At 44.9% G+C, this 18,139-nt stretch carries 16 protein-coding genes; 12 read left to right on the top strand and 4 right to left on the bottom strand.

The genetic code is table 11. The features are described from left to right. Positions 1-69: 69 nt before the first annotated feature. Complete coding sequence (locus tag AC1DP6_RS22560) at positions 70-603, bottom strand: YceI family protein (protein ID WP_477056844.1); 534 nt, start codon at positions 601-603, stop codon at positions 70-72. A 324-nt stretch (positions 604-927) separates the two neighbouring features. Between AC1DP6_RS22560 and AC1DP6_RS22565 the strand changes: the two genes are divergently transcribed. The 9 genes from AC1DP6_RS22565 (at position 928) to AC1DP6_RS22605 (ending at position 11,332) form a co-directional block, all read left to right on the top strand. Further along, the gene (locus AC1DP6_RS22565) at positions 928-2,382 is read left to right on the top strand and encodes a TolC family protein (protein ID WP_477056845.1); all 1,455 of its coding nucleotides are present in this window, start codon (positions 928-930) and stop codon (positions 2,380-2,382) included. A gap of 13 nt (positions 2,383-2,395) precedes the next feature. Continuing rightward, positions 2,396-3,385 (top strand): HlyD family secretion protein, encoded by a 990-nt coding sequence (locus AC1DP6_RS22570; protein WP_477056846.1) that lies wholly within the window; start codon positions 2,396-2,398, stop codon positions 3,383-3,385. After that, on the top strand, positions 3,382-4,554 hold the full coding sequence (locus AC1DP6_RS22575) for an ABC transporter permease (protein WP_477056847.1): 1,173 nt from the start codon (positions 3,382-3,384) through the stop codon (positions 4,552-4,554). Before AC1DP6_RS22570 ends, AC1DP6_RS22575 begins: the two co-directional genes overlap by 4 nt. Beyond that, positions 4,547-5,722, top strand: coding sequence for an ABC transporter permease (locus tag AC1DP6_RS22580; RefSeq protein ID WP_477056848.1), 1,176 nt, complete (start codon positions 4,547-4,549; stop codon positions 5,720-5,722). The genes AC1DP6_RS22575 and AC1DP6_RS22580 overlap by 8 nt, the downstream gene beginning before the upstream one ends. Positions 5,723-5,725: 3 nt before the next feature. Further along, entirely contained in the window at positions 5,726-7,093 is a 1,368-nt protein-coding gene (locus AC1DP6_RS22585) for an exonuclease domain-containing protein (RefSeq protein ID WP_477056849.1), read from the top strand. A gap of 123 nt (positions 7,094-7,216) precedes the next feature. Next, positions 7,217-8,146 (top strand): phosphoribosylaminoimidazolesuccinocarboxamide synthase, encoded by a 930-nt coding sequence (locus AC1DP6_RS22590; protein ID WP_477056850.1) that lies wholly within the window; start codon positions 7,217-7,219, stop codon positions 8,144-8,146. 60 nt (positions 8,147-8,206) lie between these two features. Further along, positions 8,207-8,782 carry a DcrB-related protein gene (locus AC1DP6_RS22595; protein WP_477056851.1) on the top strand — a complete coding sequence of 192 codons (576 nt, stop codon included), beginning with the start codon at positions 8,207-8,209 and terminating at the stop codon, positions 8,780-8,782. Positions 8,783-8,937: 155 nt separating this feature from the next. After that, positions 8,938-10,734, top strand: coding sequence for an ABC transporter ATP-binding protein (locus tag AC1DP6_RS22600; RefSeq protein WP_477056852.1), 1,797 nt, complete (start codon positions 8,938-8,940; stop codon positions 10,732-10,734). A 157-nt stretch (positions 10,735-10,891) separates the two neighbouring features. Continuing rightward, positions 10,892-11,332, top strand: a complete 441-nt coding sequence (locus AC1DP6_RS22605) for a DUF3276 family protein (protein WP_133809646.1) — start codon at positions 10,892-10,894, stop codon at positions 11,330-11,332. A 134-nt stretch (positions 11,333-11,466) separates the two neighbouring features. Here the strand turns inward: AC1DP6_RS22605 and pgi are convergent, their stop codons facing one another. Further along, complete coding sequence (pgi, locus tag AC1DP6_RS22610; protein WP_477056853.1) at positions 11,467-13,125, bottom strand: glucose-6-phosphate isomerase; 1,659 nt, start codon at positions 13,123-13,125, stop codon at positions 11,467-11,469. 44 nt (positions 13,126-13,169) lie between these two features. Then, positions 13,170-13,907: a hypothetical protein gene (locus AC1DP6_RS22615; RefSeq protein WP_477056854.1), complete on the bottom strand. Its 738-nt coding sequence runs from the start codon at positions 13,905-13,907 to the stop codon at positions 13,170-13,172. Positions 13,908-14,107: 200 nt separating this feature from the next. Between AC1DP6_RS22615 and prfB the strand changes: the two genes are divergently transcribed. The 3 genes from prfB to AC1DP6_RS22630 all read left to right on the top strand — a co-directional run bounded on the left by prfB (position 14,108) and on the right by AC1DP6_RS22630 (position 17,458). Beyond that, a protein-coding gene (prfB, locus tag AC1DP6_RS22620) for a peptide chain release factor 2 (RefSeq protein ID WP_441575015.1) occupies positions 14,108-15,203 on the top strand; the annotation gives its coding sequence in 2 pieces (ribosomal slippage) (positions 14,108-14,167 and positions 14,169-15,203; 1,095 coding nt in all). Positions 15,204-15,363: 160 nt separating this feature from the next. After that, positions 15,364-16,995 carry an L-glutamate gamma-semialdehyde dehydrogenase gene (pruA, locus tag AC1DP6_RS22625; RefSeq protein ID WP_477056855.1) on the top strand — a complete coding sequence of 544 codons (1,632 nt, stop codon included), beginning with the start codon at positions 15,364-15,366 and terminating at the stop codon, positions 16,993-16,995. A gap of 88 nt (positions 16,996-17,083) precedes the next feature. Further along, entirely contained in the window at positions 17,084-17,458 is a 375-nt protein-coding gene (locus tag AC1DP6_RS22630; RefSeq protein ID WP_477056856.1) for a hypothetical protein, read from the top strand. 27 nt (positions 17,459-17,485) lie between these two features. On the opposite strand, the gene AC1DP6_RS22635 is transcribed toward AC1DP6_RS22630, so the two are convergent. After that, on the bottom strand, positions 17,486-18,004 hold the full coding sequence (locus tag AC1DP6_RS22635) for a peroxiredoxin (RefSeq protein WP_477056857.1): 519 nt from the start codon (positions 18,002-18,004) through the stop codon (positions 17,486-17,488). Between the last annotated feature and the right edge of the window lie 135 nt (positions 18,005-18,139).

An 18,139-nucleotide genomic window follows, 5' to 3' on the forward strand; every position in this document is an offset into this window, starting at 1 on the left:
TGCAGCGGGTAAACATGTTATGTTAATCTTCGCTGCATTTACTAAAAGCTAACAGCTAATAGCTAACCGCTATTTTTTAATCAACTGCACTTCGCAGTATATCTTCACATCATCGCCCACTAGTACGCCGCCTGTTTCAGTGGCTGCGTTCCAGTTAAGGCCAAAATCTTTACGGTTGATTTTTCCATTGATGGTAAAACCCGCTTTGGTATTGCCCCAGGGATCTTTTACCACACCACCGAATTCTACGGCCAGCTTGATGTTTTTGGTGACATCACGGATGGTCAGATCTCCATATAATTCATAAGAACCATCATTGTCCACATTTTCATACTTAGTAGCTTCGAATGTGATATTCCGGTATTTATTTACATCAAAGAAATCCGGCGCACGAAGGTGTTTATCACGGTCTTCACTACCAGTAGAAATCGAATCTACATCTATTGTTACTYTCACCTTTGCTGTCATAAAATCCTCTTCTTCCGTTTCTGCTTCCACCGTAAAGTTGTGGAACTTACCATTGATATTGGTGATCATCAGGTGGCGGATTTTGAATCCAAGTTCACTGTGGTCAGCGTCTATTGCCCATTGTTGTTTTGCCATAAGTAAATGTAGTTTTAAAATGATTCAATGAAAATTATTGTTGCCTCGAAAGTAGCTGCAGGGCTATATCTTAACAAGTATCTATACTTATTGTTCAATGTTTTTGTTTCACAAATATCGGGTGATAATGTCAGGGTTTAAATGGATCAAATACTGTAATTGATGTACTATTTACAGCAGTTACTAAAGATAAGGATTTTAAGGTAAGTACTTTATTATCAAATTATGTATAATTTTTTTCAAATACTTCAAACATTATTCATGAAATATTGTTTTGAGGTGTTAAGGTCATTTGGGAGACCTGCCTGATGAAAAGAAAACCGTATGAGATATTACTTGTTTTTATTGCCATTATTGACCGTACTGTATGCACAGGCACAGCAAAATGGGCAACAGCTGACTTTAAAGCAATGTTATCAACTCGCAAAGCAGGGAAATACTTTAGTCCAGCAGGCGCAACGATCCCTGCAAGCCCGGGAATATACGCTGCAGGCGGAAAACCGGTTATACTATCCGAAAGTGGATTTGCTTGCAGGATATAATTACCTGGGTAAACCACTGGAGATAAATCTGCAACAGGTTAAAGACGGCGTGGTAAACGGTTCTTCCGCTCAGAGTGTAAATACTGCCAACACGGTTTTTCAGCAGGTCACCGGGCAACCCCTTCCTCAAAGCGTTAAAGATGTTATCTATAATGCTACCAAGGGTATCATCAATACATTCTATCCGGATTATAATCCCGAGCTCACCAAACAATCTTATTTTACCGCTGCCCTGGCACTCAGGCAGCCGATATACCTTGGCGGAAAAATCGCCGCCGCCCAGCAGCTGGCACGTACACAGGTTGCTGCCGGACAATTTAATCAGCAGGTAGTGGAGAAAGGGTTGTATTTCGCCATCAGCGCGCAGTACCTCCGCATCCTTTACCTGAATACCATCATGGCACATGAAGAGGTGATTGTGGAATCATTTAAGAAAAACCGGGACTACGCTACCTCCCTGAAAGATAACCAGATATTGCCGCCCTACCTGCTCAACTGGGCCAGGGTAGCCTATGTACAGGCCACTAACCGCTATAGTAACCTGGGACTTGAAAAAGAGAATGCGCTATTGGAGATGAACAATCTGCTCGGGCAACCACTGGAAACCCCCATCTTCATTGACGATACATTGCAATATGAATTGAAACCTGTCACCGAATCCGGCCAGCTGGAGCAGCTACGAAACAATCCCACTTACCGCCTGGTAGAAAACAAAACAGACCTGACTAATGTAGGGTTGAAAGCTTCCCGCTCGCTGGCATTACCCAACATATTTGCGATTGGTAGCTTGAATCTTTATCAGAAAGATTTACCCGTTACCATCCCCCCATGGCTGATTGGTGTGGAAATGCAATGGAACCTCTTCGATGGATTCCAGAAGTTCAAACGTACAAAGGCGTCTAAAATGTTGGTGGAAGAAGCCCAACTGGCGGCAGCCAATACTAAAACAACACTGGAACTGAGACTGCGCATCGCCATGAATAAAATGAAGGCGCTGCAAAATGATGTGGCTTCGCTAGATAGTGCCAGGCAACAGGCACATACCACTACGACCCTGGTAACGGACCGGATGCAGAACCAGYTGTCATCCGTAAAAGATGTAAACGATGCACTCCTGCAGGAAGAAGAAATGCAGAAGATCTATTATACCGCAGTGATGGGCTATTACCTGGCACTGGCAGAATACTGGAATGTAATTGGTACACCGGAACAATTTGCTACTTACGTTGACAGATAAACAGATATAATTCATGAGAGCTGTATTAAAAAATTACTGGGCCCTGTTAATTCCCATCGCCATATTAATTATAGCACTGATCTTTTTTGTAAAGAAGCCTGCTGCGCCGGATAAATCAGTGATAGGTATGGTGGATGCAGATTATGTAGATGTGGCAGCGGAATTTCCCGGCAGGCTGGATAGCCTGTTGGTAAAACAAGGGGATACCATCCGTAAAGGACAATTACTGGGTGTGCTCAGATCTACCGAAATAAATGCGATTCGTAACCAGGCGGAAGCTGCCATAGATGCGGCCAAAGGACAACTTACCCTGCTGCAGAAAGGCGCCAGACCGGAAGCCATCAAAGCCGCCGATAACCTGTATAACATTACCCAGCAACAATATGAGCTGATGCAGAAAACATATCAGCGTATGGAAAACCTTTTTAATGATGATGTCATTTCCGGACAGGAAAAGGACCTGGTATATTTTAAACTGCAGGCCGCCAAAAAGGAAATGGAGACAGCCAAACTGAATATGGATATGTTGCAACAGGGCAGCAGACCCGAACTCATTACCACAGCGGCCGCCATCGTGCGACAGGCAGAGCAGGGTTACGAACTCACCAAAGCGTTATCGGATAACACTTATATCCACGCGCCCTCAGATGGGATCATTACCTCCATGGTGATAGAAGAAGGAGAAATCGTTTCCATCGGTTATCCGCTGATGACCATACAGAAACCTGCCACCTATCATATTACTTATAACATCCGGCAGGACGATATGAAAGAATTTCCTCTCGGCACTAAATTTAAGATGCGGGTACCGGGCTGTGAACCGGAAAGTTTTGACGCGGAAGTGTCCAAGGTATCCCCATCCCTTACATTCGCTAACTGGGTACCGGTAAAGGATCAGGGCAAGTTTGAACTGCGTACTTTCACCGTTGACCTGAAACCCATCAATCAAGCCGATATCAGGGGACTGCGCCCGGGTATGACGGCCTCTATGATTCTGCCATGATGTTGCGTTCCATTATTAATATCACGATCAGGGAATGGAAGCGCATACTTACCCTCCCGGAGCATTACCTCGTATTGCTGGTACTACCGGCATTGGTATGCTTTCTATACGGATATATCTACCAGAACCAGTTTGCCCGCGACATGCCTGTCGCCATCTGGGATGAAGCCAACTCGCCCTTATCGCGCAAGTTTAGCTTCCTGCTGGAACAAACGGAAAGTATTCATATCACGCAACAGGTGCATAATGAAGCTACCATTGAGGAAATGATGCAGCGGGGTGTAATTCAGGGAGCCATTCACTTCCCTGCCCGGATGGACGATCATATCAAGAGCCGGCAACCGGTATACATCACCTTGTATACTAACACTGCCGCGGTGGTAACGGGTAAACTGATTTATAAAGATGCCGCGAAAGTATTGATCACCGCTGGTTCCGGGGTGACGCTGCAAAAATTTATGAAAACGGGCATGCCGGCAGGAAAGGCCATGGCATTGGTACAACCCATCAAACTCAATTCTTACCTGCTCTATAATCCGCAATTCAGCTACCTGCAGTACCTGGTACCCGGTCTCATTGCGGTAGCACTGCAAATGATGATGATCATGGTGACCRTATTGGCCATCAACCTGGAGGGCCAGAGAGGCACGCTATGGGAGTTGAGAGAAGTGGCCAACGGTTCCGCGTCTAATATCCTGCTGGGGAAAGGACTCGCATTTTTAAGTGTAAGCTGGTTGCATTATATCCTGGTCACCTGTATTGTATATCCTGTTTTTGCGGGTGGGCGGATCGGTGGGTCCTGGGCGCTTTTCACCATCTTTACCCTCCTCATCCTGGGATGTATCAGTATAGGGTTTATGGTGTCTGCTATTGTCAGTGATGTAATGGTGTCCTGTGATCTGGGTCTGTTCTATACTTCCCCGGCTTTTGTATTCAGTGGGTTTACTTTTCCCCGCTGGGCCATGCCCTGGTACGACCAGTACTATGCCTGGCTGATGCCTTTTACCCCGTTCCTCGATGGATTTTTTAAAGTGTACTTTATGCAATTGCCGTTGCATTACGTGCACAAGGAAATAGGGCAGTTGCTGATCTATATCATTGTCACATTCCCGGTGGCGCTGTTGTTTCTGCAGCGCAGATTGAATAAACTCCAGTTGCAGCATGCGTGATTTTTTTCGTCATATTACCCGGTTGTTCCTGCGGGAAGTGAAGCTGGTAGCTAAAGACCATAGCCTGTTACTCACTTTGCTGATAGCTCCGCTCTTGTATGCTTTTTTCTATGGTAGTATATATAGTTATAAGGTAGAAGAAAAAGTATTACTGGCCGTAGCAGATGATGATAAAAGTGAGTTGTCGCGCACTTTTCTGCAGCAGCTCACTAAAATGCAGATTGTGGAAGTGGTGGGGGCATTGGATTTAAAGGATGCCCAGGAGAAAATGTATTATGGGGAATGCCAGGGCTTTCTCTATATTCCCAATGGGGTGCAAAAGAAAGTACTGGCTTTGCAACAGGGAGATATTGTACTGGCGGTAAATGCTGCGCGGTTCCTGCCTTCCAGCGAACTGGCCGGCGCCATTACCACACTGGCACTCACCGTAGGGGCAGGGGTGCGATTAAAATACAATGAAAGGCAGGGACTGAATTCGCAAATGGCGATGCGGGAAACCCAGCCGGTAAATCTCGACTACCGGCCCATGTATAATCCCCGGTCCAGCTATGGAGCTTTCCTGTTGCCCGGTTTGCTGGCGCTGATACTGCAACAGACTTTACTGATTGGCCTGGCGGAAAGCATGGCACTTGACAGGGAGCGGTTGCAGATTCCGCAAATGGTAGGCGCCGGTGGAGGCGGGTTGTCTGCCACCCTCTGGGGCAAAGGACTTTTTTACATGATCCTTTTTTGTTGCTACGCCTTTTTCTTTATGACAGTTAATTATAGCACACTGGATATTCCTTTCCGGGGCCATGCCTTCGATGTGGCCGTGGTATTTTTCATCTTCTTTTTCACACTTATACCGCTGGGAATATGGCTGGGGAGCATGTTTCCTAGTCAGCTGATGGCCGCACAGATGATGGTTTTTTCTACCTACCCGGTATTTCTTATTGCCGGTTATGCCTGGCCTTATGAATCGTTGCCGGTGCCGTTGCAATGGCTCTCGTCTATGGTGCCTACAACGCCGTTCCTCCGGGTGTACCAGTCTATAGTACAAACCGGCGGTACCCTGGCTGATAATATGCCGTCTGTACTGCATTTGCTGGGGCTATGCGCTTTTTATACGTTGCTGGCGCTGCTCGGATTAAGACGTTTGAATAAGCAACAACAATCCCTATCTTTGTAACGGATGTATGCAATTGTAGATATAGAAACGACAGGTGGCCATGCCAGCGCCAATGGTATTACGGAAATCGCCGTTTTCCTGTATGATGGGAAGGAAATCACGCAGCATTACCAAACGCTGGTAAACCCCGGTATCCCCATTCCTTATTACATAGAATCACTGACCGGTATCAGTAATAGTATGGTAGCGGAAGCGCCGCCCTTTGAGGCGATCGCCCCCCTGTTATATGATTTGCTGAAAGACCGGATCTTTGTGGCCCATAATGTAAACTTCGACTACTCCTTTATAAAGCACCAGCTGGGTAATGCAGGCTACGACCTGCAATGCAAAAAGCTGTGTACGGTAAGACTGGGACGTAAAATATTTCCCGGCCTGAAATCCTATAGTCTCGGCAACATCTGCCGGCACTTTAGTATTCCGGTCAATGGCCGTCACCGCGCCGGCGGAGATGCAGAAGCCACCACACAGCTCTTCGGGTTGATGCTGGCCAACGACAAAGAAAAGGTGATCGCTGCTGCCTTAAAGGTTGGATCCAAGGAACAGTTCCTGCCACCTAATCTGCCACCGGAACAGGTGAAGTCTCTGCCAGACCGGCCAGGCGTATACTATTTCCATGATCAGAAAGGAAAGATCGTATATGTGGGCAAAGCCAAAGATCTGAAGAAGCGCGTCAACAGCCATTTTACAGGTAATAGCACCAGCCGGCAACGACAGAATTTTCTACGTATCATTCATAGCATTACCCACCAGGAAACAGCTACGGAGCTAATGGCCTGTATATTGGAGTCGGTAGAGATCAAGCGCCTGTGGCCTGTTTTTAACTATTCCCAGAAAAGAGTAGAGTTCAGATATGGGTTCTACCTGTTCGAAGACCAGCAGGGTTACCTGAGACTGGCCATAGAAAAGAAACGGAAGTACTCGCACCCGGTGCACAGCTTTAACCTGTTAATAGACGGACACCGGCTGTTACGCTCGCTCATCAAGGAGTTTGAGCTATGCCCCAAATTGTGTTTCCTTCAGAAAGGCAATGGCACCTGTGCCGGCATTACCGCCGCTACCTGTAAGGGCGCCTGTGAAAAAGCAGAAGCCCCGGCTACCTATAATGAACGGATGAAAGCGGCCATCGCCTTCTTACAGGAACAACAACCGTCTGTGATCATTGTAGACAAGGGCCGCCACAGCAACGAGAAAAGCTGTATCCTCATGGAGAAAGGCCGCTTTTACGGAATGGGTTATGTGCCTGCAGAAGTGAATACCACTGAAGTAGAACAGTTCCGGGAATACCTGACCCCATACGCCGAAAATGAGGTGATCATTAGTCTGCTCCGCCCATATGCCAGCAATAGCCGGCAGTTGGCAGGCATGAGCTAAATGACCTGTTTTACCGGCATCAGGAAAAAAAATTCTGCAATCGCAAAAAATCATGTGAATCCTGATTACTTTTGCAACTCGTAACCGTGATTTTCATCTTTAATTATTAATATTTTTTTATTCATGTTAGAGTCAAGTTTCAAATTGCCAGGTCAAACTGCCTTTTACAAAGGAAAAGTACGCGATGTTTACACCATTGAAGACAGGCTGATGGTAATGGTAGTAAGTGATCGTATCTCTGCATTTGACGTAGTATTGCCCCGCCCGATTCCATTCAAAGGTCAGGTGTTGAACCAGGTAGCCGCCATTATGCTGGAAGCTACTAAGGACATCGTTCCTAACTGGGTAAAATCGTCACCACTGCCAAATGTAACGATCGGACTGAAATGCGAAACTTTCCCGGTGGAAATGGTGGTACGTGGAAACCTTACCGGCCATGCCTGGAGAACTTATAAATCCGGCGAGCGTGTACTGTGCGGTGTTACAATGCCGGAAGGCATGAAGGAGAACGACTTCTTCCCAACGCCTATCATTACCCCAACTACCAAAGCGCATGAAGGACATGACGAAGACATTTCCCGTGAAGAAATCGTTGCGCAGGGATTGGTAAGTAAAGAAGATTACGAGCAACTGGAAAAGTATACCCTTGCCCTGTTTGAAAGAGGTAAGGAAATGGCCAAAGCACGTGGACTGATCCTGGTAGATACCAAATACGAGTTTGGTAAAATCGGTGATACCATCTACGTGATTGATGAAATTCATACACCGGATTCTTCCCGTTACTTCTATGCCGAAGGTTACGAAGAAAACCAGAAAAATGGTACACAGCAGAAACAGCTGAGCAAAGAGTTTGTTCGCGAGTGGCTGATGGCAAATGGTTTCCAGGGTAAAGACGGACAACAGGTGCCGGAAATGACAGATGAATTTGTAAGCAGCGTAAGTGAGCGTTACATTGAACTGTTTGAAAATATTACCGGTCAGAAATTTGTGAAAGAAGAAGTGGCGGCTGCGGATGCAGAATCCAGAATAATAGCTGCACTGAAAAGTTTATAATCATTTTAATTGCTCCGGTGTTGCGTGAATGCCGGAGCAATTTTATCCCTTATGTGCACGATGAAAATACAATTACTCTCCGCGGTAGTTTGTTTGTTAAGCATTACCGCCTGTAGCAATGGCTCCAAATCTCCCAAAGAATTAAGCTCCGCTGAAATACTGGAACACGCTGGAAAAGCACCGGGCATGAATGCCGGCAACGGCACCTTCACTGTGCAAACACCTGAAGGCTGGACCAAGAAAGATACCGTGATCAGCCGGGTGGAATATACCTTCATGATGGCGCCATTGCAGCCAGGCAACGCATTTCAGGCCAATGTAAATATCATTACCCAGGAGCTGAAAAGTGGGTCTACGCTGGATAAATACATGGCTACCACCCAACAGGAAATGCAAAACTACTTCGACAGCTACAAAAAACTCGACGATGGAGAACGTACCGTGACCGATGTGAAAGCGAAATGGATGAAATGCCAGTACGTTCACAAGGAAACGGGAACAAAGCTGAATATAGTGGTAACGATACTGGTAAAGAATAATATTGCTTACGCCATCACGCTGACTACCCTTGCCGATGAACTCGAAAAATATGCGCCGCAACTGGATGGAATACTGAATTCCTTCGCAGCGAAATAAGCGAAAAGCTTTAGGCAGAAAGCAAAAAGCTATTGTAGCGAAGATTTAAGCGTATTTCTATATAATCGCTTCTATCTTCGCTACAATAGCTTTTTGTTTTCTGCCTAAAGCTTTCTGCTACTTATACCTTAATTTTGTTCCTAAAGCATTCACCATTGAAACACCTGGCTGCACTTAATAAATATTTTCTCTCTAATAAATGGCGACTGATCCTGGGATTGTTGTTTACGGCAATATCCATTGTGTTCAGTGTTTTTCAACCTATTATGGTCAGACAGATTTTTGATCTGCTGTCTCACAATATTGATGAATACAGACTGTTGAGTGATACACCGCTGAAAGGCGCGTTCCGGGCGGATTTTACCCACGTACTGGCATTTTATGGCGTCAGTATTCTGATCTTTGCATTACTCAGTGGATTCTTTCTTTTTCTGCAAAGACAAACACTGATTGTAATGAGCCGCCATATAGAGTACGACCTGAAGAATGAAGTATATCAGCACTATCAGAAGCTGGACCTGAATTTTTTTAAGATGCATCGTACCGGTGACCTGATGAGCCGTATTACGGAAGATGTATCACGTGTACGCATGTACGTAGGACCGGCTATTATGTATGCTTCCCGTACCTTGTTCCTCATTGTGATCATTGTATACCTGATGCTGGAAGTAAATCCTTTACTGACACTATACACCCTGTCGCCGCTGCCTTTGCTGGCATTGACTATCTACTACGTTAACCGGATCATTCACCGGAAAAGCGAAAGGATACAATCACAATTGTCTAATATCACTTCCATTGCACAGGAATCATACAGTGGTATCCGGGTGATAAAATCTTACATACAGGAAGACGCCAGCGCGAAACATTTTGAAGAAGCCAGCGAAGCGTATAAAGACAGCTCTATCAGTCTCGCAAAGACGGATGCCCTGTTTCAGCCTACCATGGCTTTAATGATCGGTTTAAGCGTTATACTCACGATTTTCATTGGTGGTATCCAGGTGATTCATGGTAACATTACCGTGGGCAACCTGGCGGAGTTTGTGATTTACGTGAACATGCTGATGTTTCCTTTCTTCTCTATTGGAATGGTAGCATCTATGATACAACGTGCGGCTGCCTCACAGCAACGTATAAACGAATTTTTACAGATGGAGCCGGTTATTAAGGATGCGCCCAATGCTAAAGCTGCGAAGCTGCAGGGAGGAGTACGATTGGAAAATGTAACCTTTACCTATCCGCATACCGGTATTACCGCCATCAGTAATTTCAATCTGCACATTGCCCCCGGGCAGAAAGTGGCGATTATCGGGCGAACAGGTTCAGGCAAGAGTACGCTGGCCCAATTGCTCATCCGTATGTACGATCCGCAGGAAGGAAAGGTAATGGTAGATGAGCATGATATACGTTACCTGGAACTGTCTAACCTGCGTGGTCAGGTCAGTTATGTACCACAGGACGTGTTCCTGTTTTCCGACAGCATTGCCAATAACATTCGGTTCGGAGATCCTTCCGCCAATTTGCAGACGGTACAAACCGCCGCCAGACAGGCATCTGTAGAAAAGGATATTCTCGGTTTCAATGAAGGGTTTGATACGGAAATAGGAGAGCGGGGTGTAACGCTCAGCGGCGGACAGAAGCAGCGTATTTCCATCGCCCGTGCGCTCATCAAGGATCCGCATATTCTCATCTTTGATGATTGTCTGTCTGCCGTAGATGCACGTACCGAAAAAGAGATCATTGGCAACCTGTACGCCTATCTGAAAAATAAAACCGCTATCATCATTACCCACCGCATCTTTGCGTTATTTGAATTCGATAAAATCATTGTGCTGGATGAAGGAAAGATCGTAGAAGAAGGTACGCATAATGATTTATTATCATTGAATGGATATTACGCAGAGTTATACGCGCGCCAGCAATCCGGAGAAGACGAAAGCGTAACTGAATAACAATCATGAGCTTGTATATCCCCTACGGAGGCCGGTTACACGCGGCTTTTATGATTTTTCAAAATCATTTAAAAATATTTTGATATTTGTAAAACAATAGTATATTTGTCTCTTATTGTAACAGGATTTGATTCGTTAACACTTAAATCTATCAACTGTGGCGTACGAAAACAACAATCAACAGGAAAGAAACAATGATAGCATCTTTTCTAAACGATTGAAAGCGGGCAAAAGAAGAACGTACTTCTTTGATGTAAAGACCACTCGGGGAAACGACTATTTTCTTACTATAACAGAAAGTAAGAAACGTTTTAATGACAACGGTTATGACAGGCACAAAGTATTCCTGTACAAGGAAGACTTTAACAAGTTCCTGAACGCACTAACCGAAACCATCAACTATGTTAAGACTGAGTTGATGCCCGATTTCGACTTTGATGCCTACAACCATGATTATGTGCAGGAAGAACAGGACGAAACAGAAGCAGATGGATCTGAAGTACGCGCTTCAGCAGCTGTGGAAGAAGAAGTTGTTCCTGTTGAGGCGTCAGTAGCCGCCCCGGCTTCACATAGCTCAGACGAGGTAGACAAATGGTAAGATTTTTTACTTAAATTTTTTACTTAAAAATAATAGGCAACCCCCGGATTTCTCCGGGGGTTTTTCTTTGGGATATAAAGAAAAAAGGGGAAGGCTTTCGCTTTCCCCTTTCTCTTTATATATGTTACAAAGTTCTATGCTTTGGTCCGCATCCCTTTCCAGGCGTTGATCAAACCATTGGTACTCGCATCATGATTTAGCACAATGTCGTTATTCTCCAGCTCCGGCAGTATTTTACTGGCTAATTGTTTGCCCAGTTCCACACCCCATTGATCAAAGCTATAGATATTCCAGATCACTCCCTGTACGAAGATCTTATGTTCGTATAGGGCTATCAGTGAGCCCAGTGAGCGGGGAGTAATTTTCTTTAGCAGGAATGAGTTGGTAGGACGGTTGCCGCTGAATATTTTCGAAGGTAATATCTTGGCAATTTCATCTGCCGGTACATTATCCTTTTCCAGTTTAGCACGTACTTCCGCTTCGGTTTGGCCATTCATCAGTGCTTCTGTTTGTGCAAAGAAGTTGGACAACAGTTTAACATGATGATCACCGATAGGGTTATGACTGATAGCCGGTGCGATAAAGTCGCAGGGGATCAGGCGTGTGCCCTGGTGAATGAGTTGGTAGAAGGCATGTTGTCCGTTGGTACCTGGTTCACCCCATACAATAGGGCCAGTTTCATAACTAACGGGCTTGCCTGAACGATCTGCTGATTTACCGTTGCTTTCCATATTTCCCTGCTGGAAATACGCCGCAAAGCGGTGCATGTACTGGTCGTAAGGAAGGATTGCTTCGGTAGCGCTGCCAAAGAAGTTACCATACCAGATACCTATCAGCGCCATGATGGCGGGAATATTCTGTTCCAGTGGTGTACCGGAGAAGTGATTATCTGCCGCATGTGCGCCATCCAGTAATTCGGTGAAGTTTTCGAAGCCAATAGTCAGTGCTATAGACAAGCCAATAGCGGACCAGAGCGAGTAACGGCCACCTACCCAATCCCAGAACTCAAACATGTTGGTAGGATCAATACCGAAAGCTGTTACTGCTTTTTCGTTGGTAGATAATGCCGCAAAATGTTTAGCTACAAACTTTTCGTCTTTTGCATGTTCCAGGAACCAGCTGCGCGCAGTATGTGCGTTAGTCATGGTTTCCTGTGTGGTAAAGGTTTTGGATGCTATCAGAAACAGCGTTTCATCCGGTGTTATTTTCTTCAACGTTTCAGCAATGTGGKTGCCGTCTACGTTGGAAACAAAGTAAGTCTGAATATTCGGTTTCCAGTAAGGCTTTAGTGCCTCTGTTACCATCACCGGGCCGAGGTCGGAGCCACCGATACCGATGTTTACAATATAACGTATAGGCTTGCCCGTATATCCTTTCCATTCACCGGAATGTATCTGGCGGCAGATGTGATCCATCTTGTTCAGCACTGCTTTTACATCCGGCATTACATCGCGGCCATCCAGTAAAACGGGTTTATCCGAAGTGTTACGCAAAGCGGTATGCAGTACTGCACGGTTTTCGGTTACATTGATTTTCTCTGCACCAAACATCGCTTTGATAGCATCCGCTACGCCGCATTCAGTGGCGAGGCTTAACAACAGGCTGCGGGTATCTTCAGTGATGATATTCTTGGAATAATCAAAAAGGATGTCTTCAAATTGTAGAGAGAACTCACCGAAGCGTTCTTTATTTTCCATAAACAAGGCGCGCATATGCACCTTTTTCATTTCTTCGGCGTGCTTCTTTAAAGAATCCCACGATTTAGTGGTAGTTGGATTGGTAGATGGAAACATAGTATTGTATATATTAAATGCGCATCAAAAATAATCTTTTAGTATCAGGATTTCTGTTTCCTGTAGAATTGCCAGGAAATTGTTATGGCAATAATTCCAATGGCAATGATACAGGTATGGATAATGGAATTCTCATCCATCACGTCTGCCGCTTTTCTTTTTGCCAGGATGCCGTAAAATGCCCATACACTAACAAGCGCGTAAACGATATTGTTGCGTAGCAGTATCATGGCCATACTGGCGAGTGTGCCTATGCCTATCATGATAATCGTCCATATAATCTGGTTGTGCAGGTTGCCTTCCCAGCCGGCATACACCAGCAGAGTGGTCAGGTTGGCGATAGTGGCAATAGCCATCCATCCGAGGTAAAGACTGAAAGGAAAATGAATGAATATTTTCTCGGGCAGGGTAGCAGGGGAGGTACCTATACCGAAGTTCAGGTGGATAATCACCAGGGAGATCAGCAGCATCAACATAATAACCATACTTACAGGTATCAGGTGATAGTGCCACGCAAATAGCCAGCAGGCATTGGCTACTGATGAAATGAGAAACCAGTCTTTCATTTTTTGCATCAGTCGCGAGAGTGCTTCGGGATGTTTATCAGAGAATGCCAGCCATAGTTGATATATAATAAATGCAAGTAGTGAAAGATAGATAATACCCCATATAAAAAACGTGAAACCAGCCGGTACAAAAAGGTTGGGATACTCCTCCGAGATCTGTGCAGTAGTTTTGCCATTAATGGGAAGTGCCACTGCCAGTACGTTTGCAGCTATCATTATAATATACCCTAGTGTGTTGAATATGGATTTATTTTTGAAGTGGAGGGTTTCATGGCTTACCATAATAGATAGGTACTTTTTATAATATTAGCGACATGGTTACCATGTTGTCACGCAAATATTATGCTAAAATGGACAATAAAACAAAGTTCTGAGACATTAGCAGATATCTATATTTTTACATACATTTGCCAGCTATGACAGCTGAGCAACTTAAAGCTATGAGGGACCGTTTATATGTCCTGGGAGGTTTTCTTTAACGTACCTGACCGATTAGCTAAAATAGAAAACGACAAACAACTAAGCCTGGCGCCCGGATTCTGGGATGACAACGTCAGAGCCACTTCGATTCTGAAGGAAATTAAGGTAAACAAATATTGGGTTGACCTTTACGATCATGTAAACGCTGCTATCGATGATAGTGCCGTATTGAATGATTTTTTCAAAGAAGGAGAAGCTTCCGAGGAAGAAGTAGAACAGGCCTATGGTGCTGCTGTAGCGGCGTTGGACGATCTGGAATTTAAATCTACTTTGAACCAGCCGGAAGATGAAATGCCTGCAGTATTAACCATTAACTCTGGTGCAGGCGGCACGGAAAGCCAGGATTGGGCTGAAATGCTGCTGCGTATGTACCGCATGTATGGTGAAAAACAAGGTTGGAAAGTATCAGAAATTGATACACAATATGGTGATGGTGCCGGGATTAAATCCGCTACACTGGAATTTGATGGTGACTTTGCTTACGGTCACCTGAAAGCAGAAAGCGGAGTACATCGTTTGGTACGTATTTCACCATTTGATTCCAATGCCCGCCGGCACACGTCTTTTGCCTCCGTATATGTGTATCCGTTAGTAGACAATACTATCGAGATTGCTGTTAACCCTGCAGACCTGGAATGGGAGTTTTACCGTTCAGGTGGTAAGGGCGGACAGAACGTAAACAAGGTAGAAACAGCTGTACGTTTGAAGCACGTTCCTTCAGGTATCATCATCGAATGTCAGCAGGCACGTACACAGGGAGAGAACCGTGAAAAGGCACTCACCATGTTAAAGTCACGCCTGTATGAAGAAGAGATCCGTAAAAGAGAAGAGTTGAAAAATGCAGCCAACGCCAACAAGCGCAAAATCGAATGGGGCTCACAGATCAGGTCATACGTATTCCATCCGTATAAAATGATCAAAGATCACCGTACAGATTTTGAAGTAGGTAACGTAGGTCCTGTTATGGACGGCGAACTGAACGGATTTGTCAAAGCATATCTGATGATGCAGAAGGAAGAGGACAATAATTAATAAGTATCTACTAATAATTAATAAGCGCGTAGGCATTGTAACCATTAATTTTGCAGCGGAAACAAAACACGTAATCATTTGTTTATTTGGTTGTTTGTTATCTGGATGTTTCATTCAGCAGACAAATAACCAAATAAACGAATATTAAAATCAGGTTACAATGAATACAGGATACTTTGAGTACGCAGCGCCAGCCAATGAGCCCGTGTTGTCTTATGCGCCCGGTTCCGCTGAGAGAATTGCACTAAAAAAACAATTAGCCGCATTTAAGGGAGAAGTAGCTGATATACCAATGTACATCGGCGGTAAAGAAGTTCGTACAGGTAATACTGTAGACCTGCGTCCCCCGCATGAAACCAAACACAAATTAGGTCAATTCCATTTGGGTGATGCCACTCACGTGAAATCCGCCATTGCAGCAGCTTTGGAAGCACGTGAAAAATGGGCTAATATGGATTGGGAACAACGTGCCGGCATCTTCCTGCGTGCGGCTGAACTCCTCGCCACCAAATACCGCTACCACATCAACGCTGCTACCATGCTCGGACAAAGCAAAAATGCTTACCAGGCTGAAATAGACAGTGCTTGTGAACTGATCGACTTCCTTCGTTATAATGTACACTTCCTGAGCGAAATTTACCGTCAGCAGCCGGTATGTGCGCCTGGTATCCACAACAGGGTAGAATACCGTCCACTGGAAGGTTTCGTACTGGCCGTAACACCGTTTAACTTTACCGCTATTGCCGGTAACCTCCCTGCCTCTGCTGCCATGTGCGGTAATGTGGTAGTATGGAAACCCGCCAATACCCAGGTATTTGCTGCACAGGTATTCATGAAGGTAATGATCGAAGCTGGTTTACCTGATGGCGTTATCAACCTGGTATATGCCGGCGGCCCGCTTATCGGCGAGATCTGCTTTGCAGATCCTCATTTCGCAGGTATCCATTTCACCGGTTCTACAGGTGTATTTCAGACCATGTGGAAGACCATCGGCGAAAACATCCATAAATACAAAACTTATCCGCGCATCGTTGGCGAAACAGGTGGTAAAGATTTCGTGCTCATTCACAAATCAGCCGATGTTGATATTGCCGTTACCGCTTTAGCCCGCGGCGCATTTGAATACCAGGGCCAGAAATGTTCTGCTGCCTCCCGTGCATACATACCAAACAATCTTGCTGACGATATAAAATCAAAATTAGTAGCTGAACTGAAAACCATGAAAATGGGTACTACAGAAGACTTCAGCAACTTTATCAACGCAGTGATCGATGAACGTTCTTTCGATAAAATCGCGAAGTACATCGATAATGCGAAACAAGATCCGGCAGCGAAAATCATTGCAGGCGGTAACTACAATAAATCAGAAGGTTATTTCATTGAACCTACTGTAATTGAAACTACCGACCCTAAGTATGTAACCATGTGTGAGGAAATCTTTGGACCAGTGTTGACTATCCATGTATACGAAGCAGATAAATTTGAAGAGATCATGCAGATTGTAGATACCACTTCCGAATACGCATTAACCGGTGCTATCATTGCACAGGATCGTTATGCAGTGGAACTGGCTACCCGCAAACTGGTAAACAGTGCAGGTAACTTCTACATCAATGACAAGCCAACCGGCGCCGTAGTAGGACAGCAGCCATTTGGCGGTGCCCGCGCATCCGGTACCAACGATAAAGCAGGTTCTATGCTGAACCTCTACCGTTGGTTGAGTGCAAGAAGTATCAAAGAAACTTTTGTACCAGCTACCGATTACCGGTATCCGTTCCTGAAAGAAGCTTAGTAAATGTTCATGATTTATATGAAGGCGGTGGATCTATATCCATCGCCTTTTTTGTACCTTGCAGCCTCAATTGACAATCACGGAAATTATGCAGGCAGATATCATTAAAACGTACTTCACTGAACATCATAAACAACGCCGGGTAGCGGACCTGGAACAACGGCTCCTCGCTGACGGCACTCCAAATCCGGAAGCCAGCATCGCTGCTGCCAAAGGGTTTGATGAATATTTCAGGAAGCAAATGCGTACTACCGGTGTCAAAGCAGGTATCTTTCTCGTAGTTGCTTTCATCATGCTGATCCGCGTAATTACCCTCACCAACCGTGAAGAAGGCAGCTTTATGCAGGTATCCTTTTCCCTTGCCCTGGTAGCTTTTGCGCTGGTGCGCGGATTGATATGGGGCATCCAGCTATTTGCCCTGAAAGAAGAGATCAGTACGTTTAAAGATTTAAGACGTTTATAGTATCTCAACTTCCCGGATAGCTTGGCACTATTGCATTTTCTGCAAGGCAGCCAATGATTCCGTTACATGTTTTTCTCCATCACGCATTGAGTTAAACTCATGTACCACCACGCCTTTCTTATCTACGATATAAGTAACACGACCCGGAATCACAAAAGTTTTAGGCACACCAAATAATTTGCGTACTTCATTTTTAGGATCGCTCAACAGGGTGAAAGGAAGGTTATGATGGGTGGCAAAGCTTTTATGAGAGGCTACGTCATCAGAACTGATACCTATTACCATAGCACCGTATTTCTGAAAATCCTGGAAGGAATCACGGAACGAACAGGCTTCTTTGGTACATACGCTGGTTTCATCTTTCGGATAAAAATAAATGACCAGGGGCTGTTTACCCAGCACGGTACTGATATCAAAAGTTTTTCCATTCTGATCCTGTAAGGAGAAGGCGGGTATTTTATCTCCTGTTTTAATTTGCGCCTGGGAATTGGTGCCCCAAAGCTGGAAGAAAGCGGCCATAGCTATAATTGACTTAATAAGTTTCATATCTGAATATTGATACCGCTAAAGTACGAAGAGAAGAGGAGTCCGGCATCTTCTTTTCTTACGCTATCTGTTATTTTAAATTAATATATAATATAAAAATAGTATCAAAAAGGAAATATTCCGTTGTTTATCAAG

This window comes from Chitinophaga sp. 01L420, from assembly GCF_056399985.1.

Coding starts and splice junctions, on each gene's coding strand:
- AC1DP6_RS22585 (WP_477056849.1), top strand. CDS start 5,726: ATGTATGCAATTGTAGATATAGAAACGACAGGTGGCCATGCCAGCGCC.
- AC1DP6_RS22570 (WP_477056846.1), top strand. CDS start 2,396: ATGAGAGCTGTATTAAAAAATTACTGGGCCCTGTTAATTCCCATCGCC.
- AC1DP6_RS22580 (WP_477056848.1), top strand. CDS start 4,547: ATGCGTGATTTTTTTCGTCATATTACCCGGTTGTTCCTGCGGGAAGTG.
- AC1DP6_RS22635 (WP_477056857.1), bottom strand. CDS start 18,004: ATGAAACTTATTAAGTCAATTATAGCTATGGCCGCTTTCTTCCAGCTT.
- AC1DP6_RS22615 (WP_477056854.1), bottom strand. CDS start 13,907: ATGATAGCTGCAAACGTACTGGCAGTGGCACTTCCCATTAATGGCAAA.
- pruA (WP_477056855.1), top strand. CDS start 15,364: ATGAATACAGGATACTTTGAGTACGCAGCGCCAGCCAATGAGCCCGTG.
- AC1DP6_RS22630 (WP_477056856.1), top strand. CDS start 17,084: ATGCAGGCAGATATCATTAAAACGTACTTCACTGAACATCATAAACAA.
- AC1DP6_RS22590 (WP_477056850.1), top strand. CDS start 7,217: ATGTTAGAGTCAAGTTTCAAATTGCCAGGTCAAACTGCCTTTTACAAA.
- AC1DP6_RS22595 (WP_477056851.1), top strand. CDS start 8,207: ATGAAAATACAATTACTCTCCGCGGTAGTTTGTTTGTTAAGCATTACC.